The organism is Flagellimonas sp., assembly GCF_965222555.1.
GTDB lineage: Bacteria > Bacteroidota > Bacteroidia > Flavobacteriales > Flavobacteriaceae > Flagellimonas.
The window spans coordinates 1,948,149-1,960,941 of sequence record NZ_CBDCUG010000005.1 but is presented as its reverse complement, the minus strand read 5'-3'; the positions used below and the strand labels follow the sequence as shown (position 1 = coordinate 1,960,941).

14 protein-coding genes are annotated in these 12,793 nt (G+C 41.6%); 5 read left to right on the top strand and 9 right to left on the bottom strand.

The genetic code is table 11. The features are described 5' to 3' along the window. The first annotated feature begins 90 nt into the window (after positions 1-90). The 3 genes from ACOQO1_RS17170 to ACOQO1_RS17160 are packed head-to-tail and all read left to right on the top strand — an operon-like array spanning position 91 to position 3,281. Positions 91-2,193, top strand: coding sequence for a TonB-dependent receptor plug domain-containing protein (locus tag ACOQO1_RS17170; RefSeq protein WP_420604113.1), 2,103 nt, complete (start codon positions 91-93; stop codon positions 2,191-2,193). A 13-nt stretch (positions 2,194-2,206) separates the two neighbouring features. Continuing rightward, positions 2,207-2,836 (top strand): HmuY family protein, encoded by a 630-nt coding sequence (locus ACOQO1_RS17165; protein WP_420604112.1) that lies wholly within the window; start codon positions 2,207-2,209, stop codon positions 2,834-2,836. Position 2,837: 1 nt separating this feature from the next. Continuing rightward, positions 2,838-3,281 (top strand): DoxX family membrane protein, encoded by a 444-nt coding sequence (locus tag ACOQO1_RS17160; RefSeq protein WP_420604111.1) that lies wholly within the window; start codon positions 2,838-2,840, stop codon positions 3,279-3,281. 75 nt (positions 3,282-3,356) lie between these two features. Here ACOQO1_RS17160 and ACOQO1_RS17155 read toward each other — a convergent pair whose 3' ends face one another. The 8 genes from ACOQO1_RS17155 to ACOQO1_RS17120 all read right to left on the bottom strand — a co-directional run bounded on the left by ACOQO1_RS17155 (position 3,357) and on the right by ACOQO1_RS17120 (position 11,189). Continuing rightward, positions 3,357-3,776, bottom strand: a complete 420-nt coding sequence (locus tag ACOQO1_RS17155; RefSeq protein WP_420604110.1) for a DUF1348 family protein — start codon at positions 3,774-3,776, stop codon at positions 3,357-3,359. Between the two features lie 100 nt (positions 3,777-3,876). Beyond that, positions 3,877-4,839 carry an alpha/beta fold hydrolase gene (locus ACOQO1_RS17150; RefSeq protein WP_420604109.1) on the bottom strand — a complete coding sequence of 321 codons (963 nt, stop codon included), beginning with the start codon at positions 4,837-4,839 and terminating at the stop codon, positions 3,877-3,879. A 67-nt stretch (positions 4,840-4,906) separates the two neighbouring features. Continuing rightward, positions 4,907-5,461 carry a TetR/AcrR family transcriptional regulator gene (locus ACOQO1_RS17145; protein ID WP_420604108.1) on the bottom strand — a complete coding sequence of 185 codons (555 nt, stop codon included), beginning with the start codon at positions 5,459-5,461 and terminating at the stop codon, positions 4,907-4,909. Positions 5,462-5,715: 254 nt separating this feature from the next. Beyond that, complete coding sequence (locus tag ACOQO1_RS17140; RefSeq protein WP_420604107.1) at positions 5,716-7,101, bottom strand: MopE-related protein; 1,386 nt, start codon at positions 7,099-7,101, stop codon at positions 5,716-5,718. A 590-nt stretch (positions 7,102-7,691) separates the two neighbouring features. Further along, a complete protein-coding gene (hemL, locus tag ACOQO1_RS17135) occupies positions 7,692-8,969 on the bottom strand; it encodes a glutamate-1-semialdehyde 2,1-aminomutase (protein WP_420604106.1) in 1,278 nt (425 codons plus the stop codon). 127 nt (positions 8,970-9,096) lie between these two features. Then, positions 9,097-9,948 (bottom strand): glucosaminidase domain-containing protein, encoded by an 852-nt coding sequence (locus ACOQO1_RS17130; RefSeq protein WP_420604105.1) that lies wholly within the window; start codon positions 9,946-9,948, stop codon positions 9,097-9,099. Further along, complete coding sequence (locus ACOQO1_RS17125) at positions 9,945-10,850, bottom strand: 1-aminocyclopropane-1-carboxylate deaminase/D-cysteine desulfhydrase (protein WP_420604104.1); 906 nt, start codon at positions 10,848-10,850, stop codon at positions 9,945-9,947. The genes ACOQO1_RS17130 and ACOQO1_RS17125 overlap by 4 nt, the downstream gene beginning before the upstream one ends. Positions 10,851-10,859: 9 nt before the next feature. Next, positions 10,860-11,189, bottom strand: coding sequence for a hypothetical protein (locus ACOQO1_RS17120; RefSeq protein ID WP_420604103.1), 330 nt, complete (start codon positions 11,187-11,189; stop codon positions 10,860-10,862). A gap of 159 nt (positions 11,190-11,348) precedes the next feature. Between ACOQO1_RS17120 and ACOQO1_RS17115 the strand changes: the two genes are divergently transcribed. After that, positions 11,349-11,510 (top strand): DUF5522 domain-containing protein, encoded by a 162-nt coding sequence (locus ACOQO1_RS17115; RefSeq protein WP_420604102.1) that lies wholly within the window; start codon positions 11,349-11,351, stop codon positions 11,508-11,510. A 66-nt stretch (positions 11,511-11,576) separates the two neighbouring features. Beyond that, the gene (locus ACOQO1_RS17110) at positions 11,577-12,155 is read left to right on the top strand and encodes a DUF4136 domain-containing protein (protein ID WP_420604101.1); all 579 of its coding nucleotides are present in this window, start codon (positions 11,577-11,579) and stop codon (positions 12,153-12,155) included. A gap of 159 nt (positions 12,156-12,314) precedes the next feature. On the opposite strand, the gene ACOQO1_RS17105 is transcribed toward ACOQO1_RS17110, so the two are convergent. Continuing rightward, entirely contained in the window at positions 12,315-12,782 is a 468-nt protein-coding gene (locus tag ACOQO1_RS17105; protein WP_420604100.1) for an Lrp/AsnC family transcriptional regulator, read from the bottom strand. Positions 12,783-12,793 lie beyond the last annotated feature (11 nt).

Below are 12,793 nucleotides of genomic sequence, written 5' to 3'. Positions count from 1 at the left end.
TTTTTTGGAATTAAAAAAATTGAAAATTTAATGTTGTTCTTATTTAGATTAAATAAAAATAAATATATATTTGCCGCAAATCTAATTAGAATGATTCTAAATAAAAACGGTTTCTTCATTTATTTTTTCCTCCTTAGTCTTTTCTGTGCAGCTCAAGAATCTTTTAAAAAGCGTAATGATTCTATTCTAATGGAAAGCTTGGATGAAGTGATCGTAACGGCCACACGTACCGTTCGTCAACTTTCTTCCCTACCCTTACCGGTAACCTTGATTTCCAAAAAGCAACTGCAACAGACGGGGGTAACCCGCCTAAATGAAATACTGAATGAACAAACCGGAATCATCATGACCCCGGATGCCACTGTTGGTGGTGGTGAAGGTGTACAAATTCAAGGTGTTGCATCAGATTATATCTTAGTACTGATAGATGGTGTGCCCGTGGTAGGCAGAAGTTCTGGAAACCTTGACCTCAGTCGCTTTGCCATAGGCAACATTAAACAAATTGAGGTGGTCAAAGGGCCTTCTTCCAGCCTTTTTGGCTCCGAGGCATTGGGTGGGGTCATCAATATTATCACCGAAAAACCGGTTTCCGATAAAATCCGAGGTCAAATATCGCATAGAACGGCCTCCTTTAACCATCAGAACACCAACATCAGCCTTAATCAATGGGCCAATAAAATTGGATATTCCTTTTTTGCAGACCGGTTGAGCACAGATGGGTATGATCTATCACCGAGCCAAGAAGGCAAAACCGTAAACCCATTTTTTAATTACACCTTTAATGGTCGATTGTTTTACGACCATTCCGATCAATTGGATGTTTATGCCTCTGGACGCTATTTCTTCCAGGAGTTTGACATTGCTCCCAGTACCAGCGAAGAAAAGGATGCCAACATTCAACTCAGGATCAATCATAATCCCTCCAAAAAAATCAACTTACAGTACGAGCTTTACTTTACCAATTACATAACCAATGAAAATACAATTGATCCGGCCAACAATAACCTGCTCATTGAAAATGATTTTGACCAGAAGCTCTTTCGACCTGAAATCCGTTTCAATTATGCCATCAACCCCAACAACACCCTAACTGCGGGAGGTGGTTACAATTTTGAAACCCTCGATCGCTCCCTTTTTGCAGAAAAAGTATCCTTTGATTCCCAATATGTGTTTGCCCAGTACGATTTTAAACCTTTGGAAAAGCTCAATCTGATCGCTGGTGCCCGTTTTGATAATCACAGTGAATATAATTCACAGCTGAGTCCTAAAATATCTGCTCGTTACGAACTCACAGAAAATCTGGCCATCAAAGCTTCAGTGGGAAGTGGTTTTAAAGCTCCTGATTTTAGACAGCTATATCTTGACTTCACCAATGCCGCTGGGGGCGGGTACTCTGTATTTGGAAAGGACGTGGAAGCCGAAGGCATACAACGACTTCAAAACAATAATGAAATTGCAACCCTTCAGGTTGATGCTTCAGACTTAGGAAAAAAATTGGATGCGGAGAGCTCCGTTGGCTACAATCTTGGAATTGTCTACAAAAAAGGAAAACTGTCCTCAGAACTTAATTTTTTCCGAAACGACTTTAAAAACCTTATCGACACCAGAATCTTGGCCGCCAAGACCAATGGACAAAATGTATTTGGCTACATCAATAGGGAAAGTGTGTATACCCAAGGTTTGGAAATTGACCTCAAGTACAGACCTTCCAATCAACTTAATTTTTCAGCTGGGTATCAACTTTTGTATGCGTATGACAAAAACAAAGAGGAAGACATTGAAAATGGTGAAGTGTTTGCCCGTGACCCCGAAACTTTATCAACTATCCAGTTGGAAAAATCAGACTACTTTGGATTGGAAAACCGCTCTAGGCACACCCTCAATTTTAAAGTATTTTATGACATTCCAAAATGGGAGGCCAATGCCAATCTTAGAATAACCTACAGAAGCAAGTTTGGCCTTACCGATCGCAATGGCAATGGCCTGTTGGATGATTTTGACGATTCTTTTGTTGATGGCTATGCGCTGGTAAACCTGGCCTTCGGAAAAACCTTGTTTAAACATTACCAATTGCAATTAGGAGCCAACAACCTGTTGGATTTCAAAGGCAACAATCCCTTGGCCGCTCAGGATAGTAAGATCCTTATCAATCCTGGACTTCAACTGTTCACAAAACTTAATATTCAATTTTAATTTATACATACACATGAAAACCACTTTAAAACTTTTTAGTCTTTTGTTCTTTTTTATCGCCTTTGTAAGCTGTAGCGATGATGACGGCCCAAATCTGGTTCCTGTTCAAAGTAAGACAGCCTCCAATATTCCTGCACCACAGACCGGAGAACAGGGAGAGCCTGCGGGAGGGCCGTATACGAAATTCAGTTTTGCAACAGGTGAAGTGACCACAAGCGATACCGACTGGGATATTGCCTTTAGGGGCACATCTATTGTAGTAAACGGTGGAACCGCAACTGGCACAAATGACGAGCCAACCCGAAACGGAAATGGGGGAATCTCTATCCAATCGGGAACTTTTGCAAGTATTACTGATACCAAGGAATTTTCATTTACCCAAGATGCCGATGGTGCCTTTGCCATACCTACGGGAAGTAACAACGGATGGTACAGTTACAACCCTGCCACCCATATTATAGCACCCATCCCCGGGAAGGTTTTTGTAATTCGCACCCATGATGGAAAATATGCTAAAATGGAGATTGTGAGCTATTATAAAGATGCTCCTGCAGAGCCCAATTTTATGACTGATGAATATCGTTTCTACACTTTTAACTATGTGTACAATCCCAATGCAGGTGAAACCACTTTGACCCAATAAGATGAAAATAAATATTCTATTTATTGTTTTACGCTTGATTTTGGGTGGAATGATGGTTTACGGAGGAATCCAAAAGTTCCAAAAACCCATCCCCTCTCCCATTGAGGTTGTGGAAAAAGCAGAAAAGTTCAAGGCTCCCGAAAAAGAAAGTACACTTCAAAAGATATTGTACATCAGCGGAGCAAAACAGACAGGATACTTTTGGCAGGTTTTAGGCATAGCCGAACTACTTTTTGGATTGCTGGTATTACTACAGGGAAGTGGTTTTATTGGAGCCATTTTTTTGTTGCCCATTACCCTGCACATTTTTTTGTTCCATCTTTTTTTGGAGGCCGATGAAATCAATGAATTACTGCAAACGGGCGGACTTTTTGCCATTAACATCGCCCTTGTGCTAAAAGAACACAAAAAATGGAAACACTTGGTTTGGATTAAACCTATTTAGTCTGGTCGGGTTGGTTAGTTTTAGTTTGTTTAAATGAAAATGGGGCCTGGGCCCCATTTTCTATTCCCATAATTTCTACAACTTCCGTTCTTCCTCTTTTATGGGTACATCATTGATACTCGCATAGCGCTTTTTCATCAAACCCTTTGAATCGAACTCCCAATTCTCGTTGCCATGGGCACGAAACCAATCTCCATCCTTCGTTTGGTATTCATATTCAAACCGAACCGCGATACGATCATCACCATGGGCCCAATATTCCTTTTTCAGCTTATAATTGCGTTCGTTTTGCCATTTGTTTTCCAAAAACGACTGGATTTCTTCCCTTCCATTAACAAACTGCGAACGATTTCTCCACTCACTGTCCACTGTATAGGCCTTGGAAACTTTAATTGGGTCTTGACTGTTCCAAGCATCTTCGGCCAGTTGAATCTTTTGTTTGGCTGTCTCCAACGTAAAGGGAGGTACCGGTAATTTTATTTCTTCTTTTTTCATGATATGTTATTCTAATTTGTAATTGCGGTTAAGTCGTAAAAACATTAAAAACACTACCCGCAGCATCATGAAAAAAATGTGCTACGGGCAGCGAACCTAATTACTGAATCTTGTTCTTTTTCAAAAAATTGTCAATGTAGTTGGCAATCTCTTCTCCTTTTTCCTCCAAGGCAAAGTGACCTGTGTTCAACAAATGGAATTCCACATTCTTTAGATCCCTTTTATACGGATGTGCCCCAGCAGGTGGAAAAATATAGTCGTTCTTTCCCCATACGATCAAGGTAGGCACCTGATACTCCCTGAACAATTTTTGCCATCCGGGATATCTATCCACATTGGTACGGTAATCGTAGAACATGGCCAATTGGATCTCATTGTTTTCCGGACGGGTCAAATGTTGAAGGTCAATGTTCCAGTTGTCCGGACTTACTTTGGTGCTGTCCTGCACGCCATGCAGATATTGCCATTTTAGGCCATCCACAGCGTGAAATCCTTCCAAAGGTTTTCCATTTTCAACGGTGTAATCGTTCCAATACTTTTTAAGGGGAATCCAGAAATCTACCAAACCTTCATCATAGGCATTTCCATTTTGTACAATGAACGATTCCACTCGCTCAGGATGCTTTTCAAAGATTCTGTACCCTACCGGCGCACCATAATCCATCAAGTAAAGGCTATAGCGATTTACTTTAAGTTGTACCAAAAGCGCATCAATGATCTCCGCAAAATTGTCAAAGGTATAATCGAACTCTGCCATTGGAGGTTGCGAGCTACGTCCATAACCTGGGTAATCCGGTGCAATTAAATGGTATTTGGAAGACAGGTCCTCCATCAAATTGCGGAACATATGCGAAGAAGTGGGATAACCATGCAATAAAAGTAAGGTGGGAGCGTCTTTGGGACCCGCTTCGCGGTAAAAAATATCCAATCCGGATACTTTTGCGGTATGGTAAGTGGTTGGATAATCTTGTTTTGCTACGGATCTTTTGTTTTGTCCGTTAAGGTTCGAGGCGACCAATACCGCCAAAGTAAAAAGTGTTACAATTGTTTTTCTAGTTTTCATTGTTTTTAATTTAATTGTTATTATTATTTTTTACCGAACGTTCGGTAACATTAATGTTCAAATTTTTTTAAGTTTTGTATCGGTTTTCAATTTGTTTTATGGCATTCTGAAAAGGCTCCGTGCTATCCATGGCTTTGGAAAGCACCAAACTACCCTGTACCTCAATAAAGCTTTGCTTCGCCATTTGCATGGCAGTCTCCGTATCTTGCCCAACAGCTTTTCCCAAAATGCTGAACGACTCCAACCATTGATTGATTCCCTTTTCAATCTTTTCACCAAAAAGGGCCATTCCAGTATCCATGGAAAGGGAACGGTACAAACAAACCTCCCGCCCTTCGTTATACACCGCATTAATGTTTTTTAAAGCATCTTGTAAACGTTGTACTGGAGCTACTTGATTATCGGATAACACTTTATAGACCTTATCATTGATCCACGATTCCATAAAGTCGAGGACGGCAGCGGTCATTTCCTTTTTCCCTCCGGGAAAGCGATGGTACAGACTGGCCTTTTTTAAACCTGTGGCCTCTGCCAACTCATTAAGGCTGGCCCCATCATACCCCTTGGAGCGAAACACGGACATGAGCCCGTTTAAAATTTCTATATCTGATACTTTTGCCATTCTCATGGGACAAATGTAACAAGAATTTCAATTTTACCAAACGTTCGGTAAAATTTTAACATTATTTAACCAACAGCAAGCAACGGATTACAGAGTAGGAAATAAAAAACCTCACTTATCTAAAATAAAGGGGCCGGGCAGTGGTCTCTCACCTAAACCCTCATTCTGGCTTATCCCCTCCCTATATAGGAGCGAAATAAGAATCCCCGAAGCATGGCATCGGGGATTTCATTTTATATTAACCTATGAAAAACTTAATTGTTAGGTGTGGAGCGGGTATAGCCCATTACACCTCCATTGGAATCAAGGTTGGTAAAAGTAAGGGTAAAGTAGATGTCCTCCTCTATAATCCATACTCCCAAGGTTTTACCAATTAAATATGAATATTCCGTCTCTATCCCGCCTATGAAAGAATCGGTATCGACATAAAAGGGGCTGTTTACTCCAAAATACCCATCATCTGTATCCAAAATCGCACAAATGGAGACGATATTATTCAGACTGAAAAAATTGGTAGGGTCACCCAATATGCCATAATCATCAAAATCTTCCCAGGCCTGGGTATCTCCCTCTTTTTCCAGAATGGCCCATCGTAGCCCTTGGGGTCCACCACTGGGCAATGCATTGCCTACATCCGTGGTAGTTGGGGTTTCATCCAAATCATCTTGATATTCCCATGATAGGTCCAAAGCATCCGGAACCTGTCCAAAGTTACCTACCCACCATTGAATATTGGTAATCCATTTATCAGTTCCATCGTTTGGCCGGGCAAGAGCAATGTTCTCTGTAATCTGGTCTTGGTATTGAGGGTCATCTGCCCAATTTACATGGCCTGGCTTGAAAAAATTTAGGGGTGCCCCAAACCACACATTGGTGACCTCAGGGGTGCCATCACAATTACTATCAATACCGTCATAGGGGTAGTCATCTTCATTGCTTACACCTGGGTTAATATTGTCGTCCTTGTCATCACAGTCCCCACCCTGTAGAGCAAAGGTATAGTCCGGTTCAGGGTCACAGGCAAGTTTCGTCTCCGATATTTCGCTACCATAACCATCTTCGTCTTCATCCGCATAATAGGTAATGTCCGCCGCATTGGGGTAAATATTCTCATTTTCATCATTGCAATCCTCATTGTTCAGCACGTATCCTACCGGTGCATCATTACAGGAGCTTACCTCCAAGGGTACGTTGGGGTCTCCGTAGGTGTCTCTATCACTGTCAAAATAATAAGTAACCGTTTTAGGGTTAATGTCAGGATTACCGTCATCACAATCAAAAGGACTGCTCAGTTCGGTATATTTTTCCGAGTCAGGGTTTTCACAGGCCACAACCTTATTGTCATTATCAACACCGTAACCATCATTGTCCTTGTCCTCATAGAACACCTTGGTACAGCCAGGGTTGATATTAGGATTGTCATCCTCTGTGTCGCCGCCCACCAATACATAGTTGCCCTCGGGTTTGGTACAGGCAGTCTCAGTGGTGGCATCGGTACCATACTCATCGTCATCGGCATCCAAATAATAGGTCTTGGTTTCGCAATTGTCTTCCTTGCTACACGCAAATGGCACTGTAAGGGACATGCAAATGAGCAGTACCCCGTAAATTGGTTTCTTGAATTGTTGGTGATTTTTCATAACCATAATTTTAAGTTCATATTATGGCCGTAAGGCCCGTTAAGGCCCGTTAAGGCCCGTTAAGGCCCGTTAAGGCCCGTTAAGGCCAAATTTACTTTGGGTCAATGACCTGCTGTGCCACCAATTGACGGATGACCCTTTTGAGTTGATGGATGAAGATTTGGGTTGTTGAATTGTTAGATTTCTGGATTATTTGAGGGGGAAGTATGAAATTAGAAGTACAAAGTTGGGTAAAGGTTATTCCCTCCTCAAGGAGCTTTGTGGGTAATTATGTTCCATTCCCTTGGTATGGAAAGATGGTATTACGAAGTAACAGTGGAAAGGGTGGAAACTTCCTTTTTGTCATTCTGAAGTGAGCTTAGCGAATGAAGAATCCCATGTGCTGTTGGATTTAGATTTTTCGCTTTGCTCAAAATGACAAATGCCGTTAGTTGTGGTTTTGCCCCCTCCAGCTTTGGTTGAATCCTGATTGCAATTCGTCATGCCGAATTTATTTCGGCATCCCATTCCCATTCAATTTCAATATTTATGCGACCCTGAAACAAGTTCAGTGTGACGGCCTTGACTAAGGGAAGGAGTTGTTTTAAGAATTAAAATATAGTCTTTACCGCCTCTATGGTCTTGTCCAAATCAGCATAGCTAAGGGCATCGTTCAAAAAGTAGCTTTCAAAAGCAGATGGTGGTAAATACACTCCCTGCTCCAACATCCCATGAAAGTATTTTTTAAAGGTATCGTTGTTGCCTTTGGCCGAAGAAGCAAAATCCACTACAGGTTCTTCGCAAAAATGCACCGAAATCATACTCCCATAACGGTTAATTTGATGCGTCACCCCTTTTTCAATCAATACTCCAGCAATGCCCTTGTGCAAGTATTCTGTTTTTTCGGCCAGACTGCTAAATACCTCAGGTCTGTTGTTGAGTTCGGTAAGCATGGCCAATCCAGCGCCCATGGCCAAAGGATTTCCACTTAAGGTTCCCGCTTGATAAACGGGTCCTTCAGGTGCTAAATGAGCCATAATTTCGGCTCGCGCGGCAAAAGCCCCTACGGGGAGTCCGCCCCCAATCACTTTGCCGAACATCACAATATCGGCATCAATGCCCAAAGCTTCCTGTGCCCCTCCTTTGCCCAAACGGAATCCGGTCATCACCTCATCAAACAACAATAAAATACCTTCTTGGGTGCAAATGTCCCGTAAACCTTGGATAAATTCATCGGTTGGAATGATACAGCCCATATTTCCGGCCACAGGTTCCAGAATCAAGGCAGCAATCTCACCTCTATTGGCCTCCGCCAAAGCCTTTACACTTTCCAAATCGTTATAATTGGCCAAAAGGGTGTCTTTTGCAGTGCCTTGGGTCACCCCAGGACTATTGGGACTTCCAAAGGTTACTGCCCCACTCCCCGCCTGAATCAAAAATGAATCGGAATGACCGTGGTAGCAGCCGGCAAACTTGATAATCTTATCTTTTCCGGTATAACCCCGAGCCAATCGCACCGCACTCATGCAGGCTTCTGTTCCGCTGTTTACAAAACGGATTTTATCAATATTGGGCACCATGGAAACGGCCAGTTGGGCCAATTCGGTCTCAATTTCTGTGGGCATTCCGAAGGAAGTTCCTTTTTTTGCCTTTTCCACTACCGCATTGATCACAGGCTCATGGGCATGACCTAAAATCAGTGGTCCCCACGAAGCGATATAATCGATGAGATGGTTGCCGTCCTCATCATACAGATATGCTCCTTTGGCTTCTTTTACAAAAATGGGGTCGCCCCCTACGGCTTTGAATGCCCTTACCGGGGAATTTACCCCTCCGGGAATGTATTTTTTGGCCTCAGCAAACAAGGCACTGCTTCGTTGGTAGATCATTTAATGTTCTTGTGTCATTCCCGCTTGTTCACTAAGCAAAATCGAAGTGAAAACGGGAATCTTATGATTAACTGCTCTTGTCGGTTCTCGATACATCATGCTTTGCATGCCACTCGAACTGACAAGTTTATTTTGATTTTTCTTTTCGGATATTGAGCACCTGCCCAATGGAAATGGTATTTGTATTAAGGTTGTTGATTTGTTTGAGCTCATCCACCGAAATGGCATATTTACGGGAGATGGCATAAAGCGTTTCCCCTTGTTCCACCACATGGGTAAACACTTCGTATTTTTTTGGTGCCCGAACGGTTTCCAGTCCACCTCGCACTACCTCTTCATCATACTGGTCCAAATTGTACCGATCAATAAGGGCAATCAATTTTTGCGGATACTTTCTATCGGTTGCATAGCCTGCTTGACGCAAACCGTAAGCCCATTTTTTGTAGTCATCGCGCCGATAATTGAACAGGAATTTATACCGTGAACGAGACGACAGGAAAATACTATGATCACGGAATGAATACATGGGGTGGTTGTACTTTCGAAAGCACTCTCCTTTGGCGTCATCGTCATGAAAATCGAACTCTCCATCCCATCCGGTATGGCATTTTATACCAAAATGATTGTTGGTCTTTCTGGTAAGCTCCCCTTTACCAGAGCCACTTTCCAAAATGCCTTGGGCCAAGGTTATACTGGCTGGAATGCCAAAGGCACGCATTTCATATTTAGCAATTTCAGAAAAAGTATCTATATATTCTTGGGTGTCTGCAATCGGAAATTTTACAAACCTGCCAGGGTTGGCGGGTAAAGGATATAGTTCGGATTCATTGGGTCCATCCTTCGGAAGTCCACTATTTGGATTCCTGTCTTTTTTAACCTCAACAACCGGTTTAGGTTGATGGGCAACTGTTCTCTTTTTGGATTTACAGCCCGTGAATACCAAAACGAGCACCAAAACATATCCTATTCTTCTGATCATACGTCCAACAACGGTAAATTTCTTTTTTTCAATGCAAGGTTCATACCTTCTATGCCCTGCAGCCCTCCTGTGTGAATGGCTAAAATTTGGGCTCCTTTTTTAAAAGTATCCTTTTTTACCAAGTCAAAAATACCAAAAAGCATTTTTCCGGTATAAACAGGATCCAATGGAATGCCTGTTTCTTTTTTAAAGACGTTGATGAAATTAATTAAACCTACATCAACCTTGGCGTAGCCTCCAAAATGATAATCAGTAATCAAATCCCAATTTTCATTTCGGGCAAATTTACGGATATCTTCTTTTAGAAAATCACCTTTTAGGGCAGGGAAACCCCAAACGGTTTGATGGGCTTTTACAGAATTGATGAGTCCGGATAGGGTACCTCCTGTTCCCACACAGCTACAAACAATATCAAACTTTGTATCGGATTCGGTCAAGATTTCTTCACAACCTTTTACTGCCAAAGTGTTGGTTCCCCCTTCGGGAAGGACATAACATCTTCCAAAAACTTCTTCCAGTTTGTCCAAAAAGGTTTTCTCGTTTTTCCTTCGATAATCGCTTCGCGAAACAAAATGAAACTCCATTCCATGTTCGCGTGCCAATCTCAATGTTGGGTTTTCTTGCCAGCTGTCCCTTAATTCTTCCCCCCTAATGACACCAATGGTTTTGAATCCTTTTTCTTTTCCTGCGCAGGCAGTTGCGGCAATATGGTTGGAAAAGGCACCACCAAAAGTGAGCAGAGTGGCATGGCCCTGTCGCTCCGCTTCGAGCAGGTTGTATTTAAGTTTTCGGTATTTGTTCCCAGAGATATGTGGGTGGATGGTGTCCTCTCTTTTGATATAAAGGGTTACTCCTTTTTCTTCAAGAATGGGTAAATCTATTTTCTGATTGGGAACAAGCAAGTTGTTTGATTAACGCGTCAAGTAGTCCAAAAAACCAAAGGACTTTCTACGCGCAAGATACTCCTTATCCTTTTCATTGGCATAGGCCTCACGTTCAAAACTGATGTTTTGGTAAGCTCTATAACTGTCCAAATATAGAATAGTTCGCAACATCCATTCAGCAAGGTATAGGATATAGAAAGGAAGAATCAACAATTCTCGCTGTTGTTTTAGATGTATGCGTTCATGATTAATGAGCACTTCATCATTTTTAAGGGTATCCTCTTTTAAAAAGATAAATGGCCAAAGTGATAGGCCAACGTAGTTTTTATAGAAGAAATGTTTAAAAACCAATATCATGCTAAAACTATCATAGGTTTCCTACAAAGATAACCGCCAAGATATTAGAAAATTGGAATGATCCGATAATAACATTAACAATTTCGGTGAATTACTTAACAATCCCACAATTGGTGCTTTTCATCGGAATACTGTAATTTTATATTGGTTTCTATTTATATGAAGGAATATATTCCCTTGGAAGAGGGCGATTTTTACCTTTCTGAGGAAGGTTATAAAGTGTTTACCAAGCAATACCATCTAAAAAGGGGGTATTGTTGTGAGAGCGGTTGCCGTCATTGTCCTTATGGCTACGATAAAAAGACAAACTCAAGGCGCTAAAGCGCTGTTCGGCATAATATTTGTGACTTATTTTTAGTGATTTCGTTGAACTCAAAAAAGATTACTATGAAAAATTTAAAACTGTTATCCTTAGCTGCACTCGCAGTTGTTTTTTTGGCTTCCTGTACTTCGGTCAGGGTAGTTTCCGATTATGATAAAAAAGCTGATTTCCAAACTTATAAATCCTACGCCTTTTACAAAACAGGCATAGATAAAGCCCAAATCTCCGATTTGGACAAAAAACGAATCTTACGGGCCATTGAAAATGAAATGAGTTCAAGAGGGTTTGTTAAATCCCAACAGCCCGATGTTTTGGTAAGCATCTTTACCAAAGAACGAGAGCGTGTTGATGTTTACAACAACAACTTTGGCTGGGGCTGGGGTGGATTCTACAACCCTTGGGTCTGGGGACCTGGATGGGGTTGGGGCTGGAACAATCAGCCCAATGTTAGCACCCGTACCGAAGGATCATTATACATTGATGTAATCGATGCCAAAAAGAAGGAATTGGTATGGCAAGGCCGTGGAGTAGGCACCCTGAACAACACAAGCAATATTGAAAAGAAAGAGGAGCGTATTCGCGAGTTTGTATCGCATATCCTTAAAGAATACCCTCCATCTACCACAGCGGTTGCCGCGAATTAAAGGAATTTCTTTTTACTGAAGCTCCATCATTTGGATTCCCGGTTTCGCGGGAATGACAACATAGAAAAATAGAGCGAAGAATCCAAAGCAGCTAAGTTGAAAGTGTTCATCGAAGTTGGAAAAGTGAAGTGGGTTCTTCGTTCTCTTTATATTCCATAATTACAACAGCGGAAAAGTATTTTCGTTCTTCACCTCATTTAAAACAAAAGCACTTTTCACGGCTCCGATATTGGGCAGGGATGCAATTTTAGTCTTCGCAAACTTATAGTATGCATCCAGATTCTTTACGATGACCTTTAACAGAAAGTCAAACTCCCCTCCAACCACAAAACATTCGGTTACTTCTGGAAATTGCTTCATTTGATTTAAAAAATCATCCATTAGATGCCCTTTTTGGGCTTCTAATGAAACAAAGCTGAACACTGTAATACTGCTTTCAATTTTTTCCTTATCAATGATGGCAGCATAGTTCTTGATAAAACCCTCTTGCTCCAATCTTCTTATACGTTCATACACCGGGGTCTTGGTCAAACCAAGTTGTTCAGCAATATTTTTCGCAACGGTCTTGGCATCTTTTTCCAATATTTTTAGAATCTCACGATCAATGGCGTCCAATTGTGCTTGCATACTTTTTCCTG